Genomic DNA, 17,411 nt, shown 5'->3' with positions numbered 1-17,411 from the left:
CTGATGGGCGCCCTTTTTTATGGCCGCAGGTTTACAGTGGCTTGGTCCAGAACAGCATGCGCCCGTGCGCCGGGTCGAACATGCCGGCGGCGAAACCGAACTTTTCGTAGGACGCCTGGGCCACGGCATTGCCTTCCAGCACCTCAAGGGTGATCTTGCAGCAACCGCGCTGCCGGGCGATTTCCTCGACCTTGTGCAGCATCTTCTGACTCAACCCCAGACCGCGAAACTTGCTGACCACTGACACGTCGTGGACATTGACCAGCGGCCGGCAGGCGAAGGTGGAAAACCCTTCAAAGCAATTGACCAGCCCTGCCGGCTCACTGCCCACAAAGGCCAGCACGCTGAAGGCATGCGCACGCCTGGCCAGTTCACCCGGCAGTTGCTGCAGGACCTCGGCGGACAACGGCTCGCCGCCGCCCATCGGGTCTTCGGCGTAGTGGTTCAGCACCAGGCTGATGGCCTCGGCATGCACCGGATCGGTGTAGTTGGCTTGCAGTACAAGAATTTCCGCGGATTCCATTTCCATCCCCCCACACATGTCTGCCCCCAACGCGCTTCGTGCACGCTGAAAGGACACTGGACATTAGCGTGAGTGCTGCATCGGCGACAACCCGCTGCCCGTGTTCAGGTGAGACATCATCACGCTCCTGTGACCGGTCAAGGGTGGGCAAAGCGCTGCAACTGCATTTCCTGCAAACGGCTGAGAGTGCGACGAAACGGAAACTCCAGATAACCCTCGGTGTACAACTCGGCCATGGGCACCTGCGCTTCGAGGTACAGCGGCACCTTGCGGTCGTAGCACTCGTCCACCAGGGCAATGAAGCGCCGAACACCGTCATCGTGCACCGACAACTGCGGCAGTTCGCGATCACCGGCCACCACCCGCTCGACGCCGTCTTCAGTGCCCCGGGCGATGCGTCCTTCGCGTTTTTGTGCACTGAGGTTCGGTACTTCACTGAGCAGGATGGCGCTGAAGTTGTCGCACAGGGCCATGAAATCCATGGCGGAAAACGGCTCTTCACACAAGTCCGCGTACCGGCACCAAAGCACCGTGCCACTGGCGCGTACGGGGTTGACGCGACGGTAGCCGATCTCGACCGGTTCGCTGGATACCGATTGGCCGGCAGTCAGTGTCGTGAACACCGGATCGAGTGCACTCGGCTGGCCCGGCGCAGCCACCCAATAACGTTGCAACGCGGTGCCCGGATGCAGACGATGGTCTTCGCCGCCATTCACCGCAATCACCTGCATGTGCTTTTTGATCGCCGCTATCGCCGGCACAAAGCGGTCGCGATTGAAGCCGTCGGCATACAGATCATCGGGTGGCAGATTGGAGGTGCAGACCATCACCACGCCCTCCTCGAACATCACCTCGAACAGGCGTCCGAGGATAATCGCATCGCCAATGTCATTGACGAACAGTTCGTCGAAACACAGCACCCGCACTTCCTGGCTCAACTCACGGGCCAGCGCTTTCAGCGGGTCGGCAATGCCGGTCAACTGAAACGAGCGCTGGTGCACCCAGCCCATGAAGTGATGGAAATGCTGCCGCCGCGCCGGTACCCGCAGGCTCTGGTAGAACTGGTCCATCAACCAGGTCTTGCCCCGGCCAACCGGTCCCCACAGATAAACCCCGCTAATCGACTTTCGCCCCTCGTGCAGGGCTTCGTGGCACTTTTGCAAAGCCCAGACGGCATGCTCCTGGGCCTCATCCTGAACGAAGCCATCCTGTTCGATGGCGTGCTGCCAGGCACTCAAAGGGGAATCGAAAGTCATAAACACCGCACATCAGGGCACAAGACACGCAGTATGCCAGCAAAAAGCCCCTCCGATGGAGGGGCCTTTCGCGTTACACAGAGATGTCCAGCCGGGCGATCTTGCCCTGCTCGTTGAGGCGAAACATGTAGCGCAGTTCCTGCGGGCTGCCGGGAAACGTACCGGAAATCAGGTTGTGCACCAGCACCTTGCCGGTGCGCAATTGAACGTCCAGCACTTCGACCCGAGGCTGATAACGTAGCGCGGCGTCTTGCATCCACTGCGCGATGGCCTGAGTGCCAACCTGATGCTGGCCTTCATCGAATACGTTGGCATCCTCGGCGAAGAAACTGGCGACCCTGGAGGTGTCGCGGGCATTGGCGGCGGCGATGTACGCCGCAATGGCCGGGGCCAGTGAAGAGGCGGGGCTGGACATGGTTATGGCTCCTTGTTTGTCGAGACTGGAGCCATGCTAAAGCAACCGCCTGTCAATTCTTGTCAGGAGTGAAGCGCCCTGCATCATCCACTTGCATCCGCTGGTACCAGGTGCGCAACAGGTCACTGCGCCGGCCCGGATAGCGTTCGCCCTGCTCGCCGACTGCCAAAATCCGGTCGGTGCGAAAGGTACGGTAGGCGCTGCGCAACTCGCACCAGGCGACGATGATTCGCACCTCGTTGAGAAAACCCAGGGCCAACGGCCAGATCCGCCGTTGACTGGGCACTTGATTGGCGTCCGCGTAATCGATGTGCAGCTTGGCCTGATGGCGAATCGCATCGCGAAAAACATTCAACTCCACCGCATTTTGCGGATAACCATAACCCGCTGGCCCCGGCAGCACCGTCGGGTTACGCAAGGCCTCCTGAGCCGCCGGATCCAACACAGCGGAGATTTTCGCCAGTGCATTGGCCGCCGCCTTGCTGAGGAATTCATCGCCACGCTGATCGACATAACGCAAGCCCAGCACAATGGCTTCGGTTTCGTCGGCGCTGAGCATCAGGGGTGGCAGAAACAGGCCGCTGCGCAGCACATAACCCACCCCCGCCTCGCCATGGATCGGCGCGCCAAGCGCAGTCAATTCAGCAATGTCGCGATACAGTGTGCGCTCGGAAATCTCCAGCTCGCTGGCCAGCGTCGCCGCCGTCACCGGCCGGCTTTTACCTCGCAGCACTTGCAACAAGGTCAGTAAACGAGTGGTTCGCGACACGGTGGGCATGCTCCGGGACCAAGGGTGGCGCAGCTTAGCAGAGGTTATTGTCAGAAAATGGCAGGAGCGAAATGGCTGGTGACATGCCGAAAATTCCGGTCGCCTGAAAAAACATCGCGGGCAGGCCCGCGCCCACAGGGACGGCGCAATCCTGTGAGAGCGGGCTTGCCCGCGATGGGGCCATCAAATTCAACTTCCATTGTGAATCTGATGGCCTTCTGAAAAAGTTAGCGGTCGACCTTGTGCCGCGCCGCATACAGGCACAGCATCTCCATTGCCAACGTCGCCGCCGCCAACGAGGTGATGTCCGCACTGTCATACGCTGGCGCCACCTCCACCACATCCATGCCCACCAGGTTGATCCCGCGCAAGCCGCCGAGAATCTCCAGCGCCTGCACCGTGCTCAGACCGCCACACACCGGGGTGCCGGTGCCCGGGGCGAAAGCCGGGTCCAGACAATCTATGTCGAACGTCAAGTACACCGGATGATCGCCAACCCGCGCCCGAATCGCCTCGACAATTGCCTCACAACCTCGACGATGCACCCGCCGCGCATCCAGCACCTCAAACCCCATGTGATCATCATTGGTGGTGCGCAAACCGATCTGCACCGAGCGCGCCGGGTCCACCAGCCCTTCCCTCGCGGCGTGCCAGAACATCGTGCCGTGATCGACACGCTTGCCCTCCTCGTCCGGCCACGTATCGCTGTGGGCATCGAAGTGGATCAGCGACAACGGTCCATGGTGACGGGCGTGCGCCTTGAGCAGCGGATAGGTGATGAAGTGATCACCACCAAACGTCAGCATCGCACTGCCCGCGCCCAGAATCCGCTCAGCGTGAGCCTCGATGCTGTCCGGCACCGAATGGGGTGCGCCGTAATCGAAATCGCAGTCGCCATAGTCGATCACGGCCAGATGGTCGAACGGGTCAAACGTCCACGGCCAGTGCCGTTCCCAGGCGATCCCGGTGGACGCCGCGCGAATACCGCGCGGTCCGAAACGGGCGCCGGGACGGTTGCTGGTGGCGGTGTCAAACGGCACGCCGCTGACCGCCACATCAACCCCGCGCAAGTCGCGGCTGTAGCGACGGCGCATGAAACTGGTGATGCCGGCGTAGGTGCTTTCGGCCGCCGTGCCGTAAAGACTGTCGCGGGTCATCGCCTGATCGTTCTGTGCAGGGACATCCATGGTGAACTCCTTATTGTTCGCGGCTACGGAAGGTGGTCCAGAGCCGGGTGCGCTGACGCATGTCCTTGAGGCTCATGCTGCGGTCGGCGTACAGGCGCTCGCGAACATCGGCCAACGGGAAAATATCCGGATCGTTGCGCACCGCCTCGTCCACCATTGGTGTGGCAGCCTGATTGGCGGTGGCGAAAAACAGCGTGTTGGTCAGCGCCGCGACGGACTCGGGGCGCAACATGAACTCGATAAAGGCCCGGGCGGCTTCAGGGTGCGGCGCATCCTTGGGGATCGCCAGGTTGTCCTGCCACACCAGCGTGCCCTCTTGCGGAATCCGGTAGGCCACCTCGTAAGGCTTGTTGGCCTTACGCGCCTGATCCGCCGCCATGCTGGCGTCACCGTTGTAGGTCAGCGCCAGACACACACTGCCATTGGCCAGATCGCTGATCTGTCGACCCGTGGCGACGTACAGCACATTGGGCTGCAGCTGATGCAATAACGCCTCGGCGGCGGCCAGATCCTGCTGATCAGTGCTGTAGGGATTTTTACCGAGGTAATGCAGGGCCAGACCGATGACTTCTTGCGGCGAGTCGAGAATTGCGATGCCACAGTCTTTGAGCTTGCTGGCGTATTCGGGTTTGAACAGCAGGTCGAGGCTGTTGAGCGGCACATTCGGCAAGCGTTTTTGCACCGCTTCGACATTCATTCCAAGGCCCAGAGTGCCCCAGGTGTAGGGCACGCCGTAACGGTTGCCGGGATCGACGGCGGCGAGTTTGGCCAGCAGGTCCGGGTCGAGGTTGGCATAGCCCTTGAGGCCTTCGTGGGGGATTTCCTTCAATGCGCCGGCGGCCAGCCCGCGGGCCAACACGCTGGACGAAGGCACCACTACGTCATAACCACTGCCACCGGTGAGCAGCTTGGTTTCCAGCACTTCCGAGGAGTCGAACGTGTCATAGCGCACATGAATGCCGGTCTCTCGCTCGAAGCGCTGCAAGGTTTCAGGGGCCACGTAATCAGCCCAGCTATAGAGATTGACGACCTTGTCCTCGGCTTGGGCCGAGACGGCCATCGCCAGTAGCAATGCGGGAAAACTCAGCTTGAACAGAGGAGCCATGACAAACACCTGACCAGTTGGAGTGGTTGCAGCGTGCGCGCCGGGATACATTATAAAAATACAAAGCTTGTTAACCTGACTTTATTACGGAGTAATGTTTGATGCTCGGTCAACTGCACGACCCGGACCTGCAACTGCTGCGCCTGTTCGTCAGCGTGGTCGAGTGCGGCGGCTTCAGTGCGGCTCAGGGTGAACTGGGGTTGAGTCAGTCGAGCATCAGCCAGCAAATGGCCAAACTGGAAACCCGCCTCGGCTATCGCCTGTGCAGCCGTGGCAAGAGCGGCTTTCGGGTCACCGCCAAGGGTGAAGAACTGCTCAGCGCCACGCGCACGCTGTTTCAATCCATCGAACTGTTCCGGCATCAGTCCAACGGCGTGGCGGGACGGCTGATCGGCGAAGTGCGGCTGGGGCTGTCCGAAGCCCTCGATCAATCGGTGCTGCGACGGGTGGCCCAGGCCATTCGGCGTTTTCGCGAGCGGGACGAGTCGGTGCGTATCGAGTTGATCAGTGCCATGCCCGGCGAAATGGAGCGGTTGCTGCTGCAACAGCGGCTGGACCTGGCGATCGGATATTTCTCACAAGTGCAGAGCGCTTTTGACTACCGTGAACTGTTCAGCGAAACCCAGCATTTGTACTGCGCGCCCGGTCATCCACTATTTGCCAACGAGGCGCCGGACGATGAGGCACTACAGGCTTGTGACCGGGTTGATCACCCTTATCGCTTTCTGCGCAGCGACGAACCGTTTCAGGGCAAATTGTGTTCGGCGCGCTCGGAACAGGTCGAGGGCACGTTGGCGTTTATTCTGTCCGGCAAGCACGTGGGGTATTTGCCCAGTCACTTTGCCCGTAGCTGGCAGGACAAGGGCTTGCTCAGGTCAGTGCGTGCAGGTGACATGAGTTTCGAGGTGGCTTTTCACCTGGCCCGGCATCGGGCGCAAGTGCCGGGGGATGCGCATAAGGCATTTGAAGCGGATTTGCTGGCGGCGTTTTCCTGATTTCTTCGTGTTGAACGCAATCCCCCTGTGGGAGCGATGGTCTTACCCATACCATTGCTCAGCCACCATTGCCGTTGACTGACCCACCGCCTTCGCGAGCAAGCCCGCTCCCACCGGGGGATTGTGCTTTCCTGGAAGGTATCGGTGCTGCCTCCCATCACAGGTTTTGTGTGAAGCCCTTGGTTTTTCTGGCATCCTGCGCCTCCATTTTCTGACCTGGCCCCCTGGCGCTTTCCTCGTGACCTCATCCGTACGTGCAAAACCCCAACCCCGCTCCGACCTGATCTATGGTCTCAATGACCGTCCGCACCTGAGCGCGACGATCTTCGCCGCCCTGCAACACGTCCTAGCCAGCTTCGTCGGCATCATCACCCCGACCCTGATCATGGGCGGCGCCCTGGGCTTGCAGAGCGAAATCCCGTACCTGATCAGCATGGCGCTGTTCGTCTCCGGGCTCGGCACGTTTGTCCAGGCTCGGCGCTTCGGCCCCATCGGCTCCGGCCTGCTGTGCCTGCAAGGCACCAGTTTTTCGTTTATCAGCGTGATTCTCAGCGCCGGGTTCATGGTCAAGGCCCGGGGCGGTGGCACCGATGAGATTCTCTCGACGATTTTTGGTGTGTGTTTTTTTGCCGCCTTCATTGAAGTGGTGCTGAGCCAATTCATCGGCAAGCTGCGGATGCTGATCACTCCAGTGGTCACCGGCACCATCATCACCCTCATGGGCCTGTCGCTGATCAAGGTCGCCATGACCGATATCGCCGGCGGTTTTGGCGCCGCGGACCTCGGTGGCGCGAGTCATCTGGCACTCGCGGCGCTGGTATTGGGGACTATCGTGGTGTTGAACCGGGTCGATGTGCCGTTCCTGCGCCTGGGCGCCATCGTGATCGGCCTGACCCTGGGTTATGTCGTGGCCTGGCTGATCGGCGACGTCGATTTCGCCAGCCTGCCGGCGGTACCGCTGATGAGCGTACCGGTGCCGTTCAAGTACGGGTTCAACTTCGACTGGGTGGCGTTCGTGCCGATCGCGGTGATTTTCCTGGTCTCGCCGCTGGAAGCCGCCGGCGACCTGACCGCCAACTCGATGATCTCCCACCAGCCGCTCAAAGGCCCGATCTACATTCGCCGAATCAAGTCCGGGCTGCTGGCCGACGGCCTCAATTCGGCCATGGCGGCGGTGTTCAACAGCATGCCGATGGTGACTTTCGCGCAGAACAACGGGGTGATCCAGCTCACAGGCGTGGCCAGCCGTTACGTGGCGTTTTTCATTGCCGGGTTGCTGGTGTTGCTGGGCCTGTTCCCGATGATCGGCGCGGTGTTGCAACTGATGCCGAAACCAGTGCTCGGCGGTGCCGAACTGGTGATGTTCGGCACCGTGGCGGTGGCCGGGATCAAGATCCTCGCCGAAGCCGGACTGCATCGGCGCAACATGCTGATCGTGGCGATTTCCCTGGGCATGGGACTCGGTATCGCGGCGGTGCCAGAAGTACTGCGTGAATTGCCGATGGCGCTGCACAACATCTTCGAATCGCCGATCACGGTCGGTGCGTTGTGCGCCATTGTGTTGAACATCTTCTTGCCGGAGGAGTTCATGGCGCTTGAAGAAGACGATTTCGATCCCGAAGCGTCAATCCTCCAGGTCATGGAAAACCCCGATATGCCGCCCAAGGGTGAACCCGCCTCCCGCAAGGCGGTCGCATAGTTGAACCGCCAGGGCCGCACCACCGGGTGGTTCGGCCCTTTTTCAGTCGAGAGTATGTCTATGCGCAGCGTCCACGCGGTAATTCTTTCCCTTCTACTCCTCTCCCTGAGCGCCTGCGCCCTGTTCCCCAATCGCGATCCGCTGAACATCAACGTGGTCGGCATCGAGCCCCTGCAAAGCCAGGATCTGGAAGTGCGCTTTGCGGTGAAGATCCGCCTGCAAAACCCCAATGAAACCGCGATTGACTACAGCGGCGTGGCGCTGGACCTGGAAGTCAATGGACGGCCGTTGGCTTCAGGTGTCAGCGATCAATCAGGCACCATCGCACGCTTTTCCGAAGCGGTGCTGACGGTGCCGGTCAGCGTCTCGGCGTTCTCGGTACTGCGTCAGACCCTCGGCCTGAGCCAGACACAAACCCTCGACAACCTGCCCTACGTACTGCGCGGCAAACTGGCGGGCGGCGTGTTTGGGACGATGCGGTTTGTCGATACCGGCAACCTCAGTTTGCCGGGGGCGGCTGCGGGAACCTGGTAACGGCCCACCTCGATAGCGGCCCAGACTGCAAAACCTGTGGGATTGTGTTTAACCGGCTCGCATCATGCGTTAAACCGCACTCCGGGTTTCGCCCGCTCATCCACCACCAGCTCAAACACATCCGGACGCGCATAGTGACCGACCACGTCATAGTCATAACGCGCGCGGACCAACTCGTCAGTGTCGATTTCAGCCGTCAGCAACCCCGCCTCACCCCGTAGCGGACCGGCCAGAATGTCGCCCATCGGGCCGACGATGACGCTGCCACCGGCTATCAACGGTCGGTCCGCCGGCCAGTTGGCGATGTCCACGCCCAACGCCCGAGGCGAATCCTGCACCTGGCAGGCGCTGACCACGAAACAGCGACCTTCATGGGCGATATGACGCATGCTGACCTGCCACATTTCCCGCTCGTCCACGGTCGGCGCGCACCAGACTTCAACGCCTTTGGCGTACATCGCGGTGCGCAGCAGCGGCATCATGTTTTCCCAGCACACCACCGCGCCGACCTTGCCAACCTGCGTCTCGATCACCGGCAGCGTGGAACCGTCGCCCTTGCCCCAGATCAAACGCTCGGTGCCGGTTGGCATCAGTTTGCGGTGTTTGGCCACCAGCCCGGCCTGCGGGTCGAAATACAGCGCGGTGCAGTACAAGGTGCTGCCGGCACGCTCGATGACGCCGATCACCAGATTGGCCCCGGTGCGCGCCGACAACCCGGCCAACGCTTCGGTTTCGGCACCGGGTACATCAATGGCATTGGCGAAGTACCGGGCAAAGGCGTCACGGCCTTCGGGCAGCCGATAACCCAGTTGAGTACCGAAGGCCTCACCCTTTGGATAGCCGCCCAACAGCGCTTCCGGCATCACCACCAGGGCGGCACCGGCCTCGATGATCGCATTCTCCCACGACAGGATCTGTTCCAGGGTCTGCGCCTTGCCGTCGGGCGAGGTACCGATTTGCAGTGCAGCAACGATTGATTTGGGCATCGCATTGGCTCCATTCACGTCAAGTGTTGCGCATTGTCCGGCGCCACTGGATCATGAATAAAGCCCTATCCCCTGCTGAATGATATGAATCAGATGAATATCGCAACCATTGATCTCAACCTGCTCAAAGTCTTTGAAGCCCTGCACGAGGAATCCAGCGCCAGCCGGGCGGCCTTGCGCCTGGGTGTCACGCAGTCGGCGGTCAGTGCGGCGTTGCGCCGGCTGAGGGACGTGTACGGCGACCCATTATTTGTACGCACCGGTCGCGGTCTGTCGCCGACCCTCAAGGCCAATCAGTTGAAACCGGTGGTCAGCGACGCCTTGAACAAATGTCGCCAAAGCCTGGCCATGGTCGATCCGGCGACGGATAACTTTGAAGGGCGCTCGGTCACGGTGGGTTTATCGGACGATTTCGAGATCGCCTACGGCCGGCGACTGATCGAGGAAGTCGCCCGTTGCGCGCCGAAACTGCGGCTGATTTTCCGCCAGACCCACAGCCAGATCGTGGCCCAGGCATTGATGGAGCGCAGCGTCGATCTGGCGATCGCGGCAGGCGGATTTGCCGAGCGCCTGCTCAGCCGTCAGGTACTGGGCGAAGGGAGTTACCTGTGTCTGGCGGACCCGACAACCCTGGCGCCGGGCCAGCAGACCATCAGCCTTGATGAGTTTGTCGCACGCGAGCACATTCTGGTGTCATCAGGCGGCTTTATCGGGATTACCGATGAAGGGCTGGCGGCGCTGGGGCTGAGTCGGCGGGTGTGTGCCTCGACCACGCACTTTGCTGTGCTGGCGCATCTGCTCAAGGGCTCTCAGGCGGTGGCGACCATCCCGGCCCACGCTGCGCAGAGCATCGCGGCAATGACCGGCCTGACGCTGCTGCCCTGCCCTCTGGCGTTGCCGCGCTATCCGATCGAAATGGGCTGGCGCACCAGCACCCAGCTCGATCCGGTGGTACTGAAAGTACGCGAAGCGATTGTCGCGAGTTTTGCCGCTGCCGGGCCGCTTACTTGGCGGCCATCAGCCGATTGACTTCACTGCGTACCATGTTGGCAAATTCCGGAGGAGACATGCCGTCCAGCTCTGAACGCACCCATTCCGCCCATTTGCCCTTGCGCTTGGCGCGCTCGCCGAACAACCGTGCGGCTTCGCCCTTGGATTTGCCCAGGTTGCTCTGCCAGAGGTCGAACAGACGGGATTTCTCATCTTCAAGCGCGGCGCGCTCGGCAAGGGGTTTGTCGGCCAGATTGAAGCTCATGGGAATTACCTGCGGCATAAAATAGGCGACATCTTACACTGTAGGACGAAATGTCCTGCGCTGGATTTTTATTCCGGGTGCAGCGAATGCGCAAACTCGCTGCAACTTTTTCAGTCGCCGCAGACTCCATTGTTCACTCTATCCATCATCAAGGAATACGCCAATGGCCCGCAAAACCGCTGCGCAAAACGCCGAAGACCAGATCAAGGATCAAGCCTTCAGCGAACTCCAAGCGCTGATCGAAGAGTCAGACAAACTGCTGAAAAGCAGTGCATCACTGGTCGGCGAAGAAGCCGAAACCCTGCGCGGGCAAATCGCCCTGAAACTGCAACAGGCGCTGGATTCGGTCTCCAGCGTGCGCGATCGCACCAAGCCTGCGGTGGAAGCCACCGAAACCTATATCGGTGGGCACCCGTGGCAAACCGTGGCCATCTCGGCTGGCTTTGGCCTGGTGGTCGGCTTGTTGTTGGGTCGTCGCTAAACACGTCGTGACGAACACCACTATCTAGGTGAGAGCGAGCTTGCTCGCTCTCACCGTTGATCGGTGCTGCCTGTTCAGCCCCCGGCCAACTCCCGCAATTCAGCCAACACCTGGCCATCCAGCTCGATCCCCTGCTCCAGCGACCTGGCGCGCTGCTGATGACGCCGATCGCCCGGCAAACGCTTGAGCCCCACGCCGTGCATCTGGCGCACCAGTTCCTCGCTGCGTTCGGCAAAACCCTGCCCGGCCGCCTTGCTCGGGTCGATCACGATCAGCAACTGCCCGGTCCATGGGGTCTTGGCCCCCTGATGATTCGACCAATCGAATTCGAATGAAAAATTGCCGCCGGTCAACGCAGCGGCCAACAACTCCACCATCATCGACAATGCCGAACCCTTGTGCCCGCCAAACGGCAGCAGTGCACCGCCCTCCAGAATCGCCTTCGGGTCCTGGGTCGGCTGGCCGAGGCTGTCCACGCCCATGCCCACCGGCAAGCGTTCGCCCTTGCGCGCGGCAATCTGCACATCGCCGTGGGCGATGGCGCTGGTGGCCAGGTCAAACACCAACGGTTCACCACCCGCCCTCGGCGCTGCAAAGGCAATCGGATTGGTGCCAAACAGTGGCCGGTCGGCGCCGTGGGGCACGACACAGGTCATGCTGTTGACCACGCTCAACGCGACCAACCCTTCATTGGCGAACGGCTCGACGTCCGGCCAGAGCGCGGCAAAGTGATGTGAGTTGCGAATCGCCAACACCGCGATCCCGGCGCTGCGGGCCTTGTGCACCAGCAGGTCGCGGGCGGCGGCCAGTGCAGGCTGGGCAAAACCGTTGCCGGCGTCCACCCGTACAAAACCCGACGCCACATCTTCGACCACCGGCACCGCCTTGCCGTTGACCCAGCCACTCGCCAGTGTCGATACGTACCCCGGTATGCGGAACACGCCATGACTGTGGGCGCCGTCACGCTCGGCCCCGGCGCAGTTGCGGGCCAGAATGGCAGCCACCTCGGCGCTGGTGCCATTGCGTTGGAAAACCTGTTCGAGCAATACAACCAGTGAATCGAAATCGAGGGTTTGCGAACCGACGGCCATTTCGGGTGATGCGGTCATCTGAGGCTCCAGTTTTATTATTGAGATCGGGCAACAGGGCAAAACCGGGCCGCTTGGCAACCCGCAAAAGAGGCTTCGATTAAGTGCTTTTTTGCAGGCGTCCTGTCAAGCCTGCAAAGAAATATCGGCCAAGCAATATGTACCGCACCCAGGCCTCGTGACGGTCCTAAAGTTTTTTCTCACCCAATTGGTGGCGACCGCTGTCGCCGCTCTTCGAGGAAAAAACATGACCGACCTCCCCCTGCCGTACTTTTTTGACGAGGCCGAAGCCGCCTCCAGTCGCAAGCAGCCTGGTGAGCGTGAAAAGGCGCTGAATTTCACCCTTGACGACCTCAAATGGCTCAAAGCCGTGTACCTCGCGACCCACGCCGCACGCGCGGCGCACACGCCGGGCATGCGCGTCGATCGACTGGGGCTGACCCCGGCCGGGCAGTCAGCCATCCACCTTGCCGGTGCCTTTGCCATGAGCAAGCCCGACGCTGGTGAGGTGGTGCTTTACACGCCCTGGAAAGGCCTGACCAAATTTGCCGACATGGCCGACCTCAAAGCCAGCCTCAAGCAATGGCTGGGCACGCCTGCCGGGCGGCGCGAGTTGCTGTGCCACCTGTCGATCGAGCAACCCGGTGCGGTGCCGGCAGCAGCGCAGACGAGTGTTTCGACGCAGCAGATCGACGGCGCGGTGTTTCAGGATCAGGAATTCGTCCTGCAAGACAACCAACGACAGAACGCAGCATTGATGCTCGATGAATTGCTCAAGGCCCCGACACTGAACAGCCTGTTGGATGACGCGCTGAACAACGCCCTGGGCAGGCGTTATCCGACACTGGACCGGCAGCGAACCCGGCTGGAGAGTTACATCACCCTCGCCTCCAGCGATGCAGTCGGCAACCGTCGCAGCGTGTCTTCGTTGTCACTGCACGAAGCCGTTCTGTATTACTACTTGACCAACCACTGGCCCCAGGGTGATGTCAGGGAGTTCAGCCACCCCGTACAAGGCGCCAGCAGTCAGACCCACACACTGGCCTGGGAATCCGCCATCAAGGAAATCGCCCAGAGCCTCACACCGCATCTGCAAAGCCTGCTCGAAACGTTCTGGAACGGCACCATGAAACACGGGCAGTCGCGCAGCGAGTTTTTTGCCCAGTGCCTATGCGATCGCTACAGCCTTGAACTGTTGCTCAAACGCCAGCAGAACATTTTGAGCGCCGAGGAGTTCGCGACCCTGCGCAACGTCACGCTGGCTGGCACCGACAACGCTCCGGTTTCGGGTAATCCGCGGCGCATCGACAGGGTATGCATCACCGAACTCTACCGAACGGGGCTGGCGCTGGCAGGCACCTTGATGATCGACACCCACGAGAACTCGGCCTTTATATACAGCCCGACAAGGGGCATCGAAGCGAATCACGACATGGCTGCGATCAAGGCTACAGTCTCCGCGATGATGACGGCCGAGGGGCACGAGGACAACTTGCTCAATGCCCTGGCACATGAGGAGCGCGACCGGTTTCTGGCCATCCCCGCCCAGGAACAGGTGGTGGTCGCCGAGCCGATTGTCGGCTCGGTGTTCCAGCAATTGATGGCCGACATTCTCGCCAAACAGGGACAGAACCTCCGTTACGGCTTGCGCCGTTATCGTGAAAGCGAGGGGAGTCTTGATGCCTACGCATTGATCGACAATATCCTGGACGTACGCGCACTGATCGACCCAGGGTTGCTGACCGTCAATGTGCAAGGACGCTGGAGTACCCGGATGGACCAGCGCTGGCGAGCGCAACCGGCAACCGTGCGCGGGGAGTCGGCCAAACAGCAATTGGCGATCCTGACCAGCATTGATCAGGCACTGGCATCGGAAAAATACCCTGTACTGTCGGCCACCGTCACCACGGTGGCCCAGGCACAAGAAGACATCAGAGACTCGCTGGCGCTGCTGCGCCCGAAACTGACTCATACCCTGACCACCGCGCTGCAGGCGGAACTGAAGCTGCGCACTCTCGCCCGCACCCTGCAAGGCGCCGAGCAAGCTATTGTCAACGCCGTGCTGGACACCCCGGTACGCCTGCAACGGGCGGCCTTGAACGGCTTTCTGCCGGATGTCTTCTCCCTTGCACTCAAGGCCGGTAATACCGGGAAAACGATGCCCCTGGCCAGTTGTTTCGTCCTGACGGAACGAGGTGGTCTTGATCCCGCGCATTCCGGCAAAAGCATTCTGTGGACACCCGCCCTGGGGTTTGAAGCGTTTGCTTCGATACAACCGTTGCTCGCCGAACTCGACAGGCGCCTGCTGAGTGACGATGAACGCAGCGCCCTGATCGAAAACCTGCCACGCAGCCAGCGGCTCGCCGGTCAATCCCTTGCTCTCGCGCCGTTGCAACTGATCCACGAGGATTTCTTCAAACACCTGCAAGAGCCCCACGTTCGACTGGACACAGTGGCCGTTGAACGGATGCTGGACTCCCGCCTGCCCACGACCTTGCGGGCTGATCTGTCAAGCCTGGTAACGGTGGGCAAACCCAAGGCAGGCCTGCAACGGGCGATGGACATTGGCGAAGCACTGATTACCCGGGAAAAACTGCCGACCTGGCTGGCGCTGGCCTCCATTGATGATCAACGGCTACACGCCGAGTTGTTGCAGCAATACCTGAACAACGCGAAAGAAGACAAGGACTACCTGAGCGGCGTACGCACGCTGAGCCGCACCGCACACCACCTGCTGCAACAACAACTCAATACGGACGGCATCGAGGTTGATCCGGACAACGTCCAGGTACGGATCAATCAGCGCCCGACCGCTGCCGCCCTGACGCAGACCTTGACCGAGTTCGCACTGACCCACTTGCATGAACTGGACGGCTTGGCCTTCACGCTGGCATCACTTGCCGCCACCGCGTTACCCATTCAACTGGACATGACTTACGTCAAGGGTCTGATCCGTAACCTCAAACTCGGTGAACGCCAGCGAACCACGCTCAGCCTGGCGTTTGCCGAATCTCTGGCGGACGCACAATTACGCAGAAAACGCTTCGCCGCCCAAGTGCCCTGGCAACTGCTGTGCCACGCCCATTCGGAAAAACTCCAGGAGCGCTTGAGCGAAACCGGGTTCGACTTCATCCAGCAAGTCATGAACATGCCCGATGCCCTGGCCCGCGAAGCCGTGACGGGCGCCAATGCCATTGTCCGCCCGCTGGAGTTCAAGGGCCTCACTGGTGAATCGACCATCAAGGCGCCCGGGATCTACCTGATCGGGCCCAAGCCAGGCACCGAAGGGCCACAGGTCCTGCTGGCACCCTACAGCGCCACCCACGGGTTCAAGGAGTACGACAGTGAAAGCCACCTGCTCAACGAGCTGAAAGGCCACGGCGCCCTGCAAAAATGGGTGCTCGGCAGTATGAGCACGGCGGATCAGCAGCGTTGTAAAACCCGCATCGCCGCCACCGCCAGCAACTCGATCAGCCTGGCATCAACGCCACTGCGGGGAAATCTGCTGAAGACGCTGTTCAACGATAACGTGCACCTTCTGACCCGACTACTCGGCGCCCAGCCAGACGAAAACAGGCAAAGTGAATGGCACACCGTCAAACATGTCCTGGGAGAAGACCTGGATCAGGCCTCGAGCTTGCTGACGGGCAAACTCGCCTACCCCGTCACGGTGGGGCGCAGCTACCGCGAGATCAAGGCATCGGCCGAAGACCTGCAAGGACACAAATGGGGCAGCGCGCTGAAGGCGTTCATCAGCGGCATGGCGCAACTGGTGATGCTGCGCCAGTCGACCGACAGCAGCGAGGTTTCGCCTGCCTCCACGGTCGAGTCCGCAGCGCCAACACCGCCGACCCATACACAATGGAAACACATCGACATTACCGCACCCGAGCGCACGAATCTGCAGCGCCTGGAAAGCACCGGGGTGGATCTGAACTCATTGGCACTGCAACGAACGCTTGGCCTGTACAAGCACCCGACCACTGAACAGCACTACGCGCCCGTCGAAGGCAAGGTGTACCCGGTCGAGAAACGTGGCAGCCAATGGCAGATTCGCATCCCCGGCGACAATGGGCCGCAAGTGCTGCAAAACGCGGCGAAACAATGGGTTCCGACAGCCGACGCGCAGGCGCAGCGCTTCAACCTGGTCGGCAAGCTGCGAACCTGGATAGCGATCAGCGGCGGCATGAACGTTGAAGCCGACGGCATGCCTGAAATCCGCCGGCTGTTTCCGGTCAGGGCGAGACTGATCGACGAAGGCCTCGACCTGGCGACCCACTACGCCTGGAACTGCTTTCGCAACCTGGAACTGCTAAAAGCGCCGAACAGCCAGATCACCCCCGCGCACCAGTTGATCATGGACTTTCTGGATGTGCCCAACGTGCTGCCTGAACACGTCAGCCTGATTGAAAAAACCGTGAGCGATATTTTCGCGGCGCTGCTGGACCCGAGCCTGCGCCAGGAAAAGTCAAAACGCTTTGTGGTTGGACGGCTTATGGAAGACGCGGAAAATTCCTTTGCCTTCGCCATACGCTCGGACCGGCAGCAAAAAATCTATCTGGCCGAGAAGTTCTTCAAACCCGGCTTCGAGCATTACCGCAACTACATGACGGATGCCTCGTTCCCCATCAGTCCCCATGCCCGCGCCGCCACGCTGATCCACGAGCTGTCGCATATCGTCAACAAGACAGAGGACATCAGCTACCTCGACGCCACCCGACCGTTTGTAGACCTGATCGAAACCACCAGTGGCCGCGCAAGGGTGCTCAACAATACCCTGCACAATTTGCAAACGACGGCGTTATCCCACAAAACGCCGCTGAACCAGTTGTTCGCCGTGTACAACGACGACACCCAGCGGTGGGAAGACCTTGGCGACACCACCTACGAAGACACTGACACCGCGTACAGGCATGTGCTGAAAATGACCGGCGAGGCGACCTTGAGCGATGCGCGCAGACGTTTCAGGCAAGATCCGCAGAAAAGACTGGCCGTCATGCTGGGGAACGCGGATACGGTCACCTGGCTGATCACTCACCTGGGGCGTCAACTTCACACCGCCGTACCTTGATCCTTGGATCCGGGCCGCGACGAAGGACCCGGCCCGGCGTTTTTTGA

The 17,411-nt window shown here is 60.8% G+C and carries 15 protein-coding genes; 6 read left to right on the top strand and 9 right to left on the bottom strand.

The features are described from left to right. Window positions 1-31 precede the first annotated feature (31 nt). The 6 genes from POF45_RS00695 to POF45_RS00670 form a co-directional block, all read right to left on the bottom strand. The gene (locus POF45_RS00695) at window positions 32-523 is read right to left on the bottom strand and encodes a GNAT family N-acetyltransferase (protein ID WP_259503188.1); all 492 of its coding nucleotides are present in this window, start codon (window positions 521-523) and stop codon (window positions 32-34) included. 137 nt (window positions 524-660) lie between these two features. Further along, a complete protein-coding gene (gene zapE / locus POF45_RS00690) occupies window positions 661-1,779 on the bottom strand; it encodes a cell division protein ZapE (protein ID WP_282314764.1) in 1,119 nt (372 codons plus the stop codon). Between the two features lie 73 nt (window positions 1,780-1,852). Continuing rightward, a complete protein-coding gene (locus tag POF45_RS00685; RefSeq protein WP_282314763.1) occupies window positions 1,853-2,194 on the bottom strand; it encodes a nuclear transport factor 2 family protein in 342 nt (113 codons plus the stop codon). Window positions 2,195-2,246: 52 nt separating this feature from the next. Next, window positions 2,247-2,963 carry a helix-turn-helix transcriptional regulator gene (locus POF45_RS00680; protein WP_282314762.1) on the bottom strand — a complete coding sequence of 239 codons (717 nt, stop codon included), beginning with the start codon at window positions 2,961-2,963 and terminating at the stop codon, window positions 2,247-2,249. A gap of 227 nt (window positions 2,964-3,190) precedes the next feature. Further along, window positions 3,191-4,150, bottom strand: a complete 960-nt coding sequence (speB, locus tag POF45_RS00675) for an agmatinase (RefSeq protein WP_259494306.1) — start codon at window positions 4,148-4,150, stop codon at window positions 3,191-3,193. A 10-nt stretch (window positions 4,151-4,160) separates the two neighbouring features. Beyond that, window positions 4,161-5,255: a polyamine ABC transporter substrate-binding protein gene (locus POF45_RS00670; protein WP_282314761.1), complete on the bottom strand. Its 1,095-nt coding sequence runs from the start codon at window positions 5,253-5,255 to the stop codon at window positions 4,161-4,163. Between the two features lie 101 nt (window positions 5,256-5,356). On the opposite strand from POF45_RS00670, the gene POF45_RS00665 reads away from it, so the two are divergent. The 3 genes from POF45_RS00665 to POF45_RS00655 all read left to right on the top strand — a co-directional run bounded on the left by POF45_RS00665 (window position 5,357) and on the right by POF45_RS00655 (window position 8,483). Then, complete coding sequence (locus tag POF45_RS00665; protein WP_282314760.1) at window positions 5,357-6,250, top strand: LysR family transcriptional regulator; 894 nt, start codon at window positions 5,357-5,359, stop codon at window positions 6,248-6,250. A 238-nt stretch (window positions 6,251-6,488) separates the two neighbouring features. Beyond that, a complete protein-coding gene (locus tag POF45_RS00660; protein ID WP_259494309.1) occupies window positions 6,489-7,949 on the top strand; it encodes a nucleobase:cation symporter-2 family protein in 1,461 nt (486 codons plus the stop codon). A gap of 60 nt (window positions 7,950-8,009) precedes the next feature. After that, window positions 8,010-8,483, top strand: a complete 474-nt coding sequence (locus POF45_RS00655; protein ID WP_259494312.1) for an LEA/WHy family protein — start codon at window positions 8,010-8,012, stop codon at window positions 8,481-8,483. A 62-nt stretch (window positions 8,484-8,545) separates the two neighbouring features. Here POF45_RS00655 and POF45_RS00650 read toward each other — a convergent pair whose 3' ends face one another. Then, window positions 8,546-9,469 carry a carbon-nitrogen hydrolase family protein gene (locus POF45_RS00650; RefSeq protein ID WP_259494313.1) on the bottom strand — a complete coding sequence of 308 codons (924 nt, stop codon included), beginning with the start codon at window positions 9,467-9,469 and terminating at the stop codon, window positions 8,546-8,548. 84 nt (window positions 9,470-9,553) lie between these two features. Between POF45_RS00650 and POF45_RS00645 the strand changes: the two genes are divergently transcribed. Further along, the gene (locus POF45_RS00645; protein WP_282314759.1) at window positions 9,554-10,498 is read left to right on the top strand and encodes a LysR family transcriptional regulator; all 945 of its coding nucleotides are present in this window, start codon (window positions 9,554-9,556) and stop codon (window positions 10,496-10,498) included. Here the strand turns inward: POF45_RS00645 and POF45_RS00640 are convergent. Beyond that, window positions 10,473-10,724 carry a hypothetical protein gene (locus POF45_RS00640; protein ID WP_131058660.1) on the bottom strand — a complete coding sequence of 84 codons (252 nt, stop codon included), beginning with the start codon at window positions 10,722-10,724 and terminating at the stop codon, window positions 10,473-10,475. The genes POF45_RS00645 and POF45_RS00640 overlap by 26 nt on opposite strands. Before the next feature lie 163 nt (window positions 10,725-10,887). Here POF45_RS00640 and POF45_RS00635 point away from each other — a divergent pair, with 163 nt between their 5' ends. Next, a complete protein-coding gene (locus POF45_RS00635; protein ID WP_259494316.1) occupies window positions 10,888-11,205 on the top strand; it encodes an ElaB/YgaM/YqjD family protein in 318 nt (105 codons plus the stop codon). A gap of 74 nt (window positions 11,206-11,279) precedes the next feature. Here POF45_RS00635 and POF45_RS00630 read toward each other — a convergent pair whose 3' ends face one another. Continuing rightward, window positions 11,280-12,314, bottom strand: a complete 1,035-nt coding sequence (locus POF45_RS00630; protein ID WP_259494318.1) for an Ldh family oxidoreductase — start codon at window positions 12,312-12,314, stop codon at window positions 11,280-11,282. A gap of 226 nt (window positions 12,315-12,540) precedes the next feature. On the opposite strand from POF45_RS00630, the gene POF45_RS00625 reads away from it, so the two are divergent. Continuing rightward, window positions 12,541-17,364, top strand: coding sequence for a dermonecrotic toxin domain-containing protein (locus POF45_RS00625; protein WP_282314758.1), 4,824 nt, complete (start codon window positions 12,541-12,543; stop codon window positions 17,362-17,364). Window positions 17,365-17,411: the final 47 nt, after the last annotated feature.

It is taken from the genome of Pseudomonas fungipugnans (genome assembly GCF_029955235.1).
GTDB classification, from domain to species: domain Bacteria; phylum Pseudomonadota; class Gammaproteobacteria; order Pseudomonadales; family Pseudomonadaceae; genus Aquipseudomonas; species Aquipseudomonas fungipugnans.
Note: the sequence above shows the minus strand (reverse complement) of the source record. Positions and strands in the feature narration are given on the sequence as shown.

What these genes read in the sequence shown, in the direction of transcription:
- POF45_RS00695 (WP_259503188.1), bottom strand. Translation starts at nt 523, where the DNA reads ATGGAATCCGCGGAAATTCTTGTACTGCAAGCCAACTACACCGATCCG.
- zapE (WP_282314764.1), bottom strand. Translation starts at nt 1,779, where the DNA reads ATGACTTTCGATTCCCCTTTGAGTGCCTGGCAGCACGCCATCGAACAG.
- POF45_RS00685 (WP_282314763.1), bottom strand. Translation starts at nt 2,194, where the DNA reads ATGTCCAGCCCCGCCTCTTCACTGGCCCCGGCCATTGCGGCGTACATC.
- speB (WP_259494306.1), bottom strand. Translation starts at nt 4,150, where the DNA reads ATGGATGTCCCTGCACAGAACGATCAGGCGATGACCCGCGACAGTCTT.
- POF45_RS00670 (WP_282314761.1), bottom strand. Translation starts at nt 5,255, where the DNA reads ATGGCTCCTCTGTTCAAGCTGAGTTTTCCCGCATTGCTACTGGCGATG.
- POF45_RS00665 (WP_282314760.1), top strand. Translation starts at nt 5,357, where the DNA reads ATGCTCGGTCAACTGCACGACCCGGACCTGCAACTGCTGCGCCTGTTC.
- POF45_RS00655 (WP_259494312.1), top strand. Translation starts at nt 8,010, where the DNA reads ATGCGCAGCGTCCACGCGGTAATTCTTTCCCTTCTACTCCTCTCCCTG.
- POF45_RS00650 (WP_259494313.1), bottom strand. Translation starts at nt 9,469, where the DNA reads ATGCCCAAATCAATCGTTGCTGCACTGCAAATCGGTACCTCGCCCGAC.
- POF45_RS00645 (WP_282314759.1), top strand. Translation starts at nt 9,554, where the DNA reads ATGAATCAGATGAATATCGCAACCATTGATCTCAACCTGCTCAAAGTC.
- POF45_RS00640 (WP_131058660.1), bottom strand. Translation starts at nt 10,724, where the DNA reads ATGAGCTTCAATCTGGCCGACAAACCCCTTGCCGAGCGCGCCGCGCTT.
- POF45_RS00635 (WP_259494316.1), top strand. Translation starts at nt 10,888, where the DNA reads ATGGCCCGCAAAACCGCTGCGCAAAACGCCGAAGACCAGATCAAGGAT.
- POF45_RS00630 (WP_259494318.1), bottom strand. Translation starts at nt 12,314, where the DNA reads ATGACCGCATCACCCGAAATGGCCGTCGGTTCGCAAACCCTCGATTTC.
- POF45_RS00625 (WP_282314758.1), top strand. Translation starts at nt 12,541, where the DNA reads ATGACCGACCTCCCCCTGCCGTACTTTTTTGACGAGGCCGAAGCCGCC.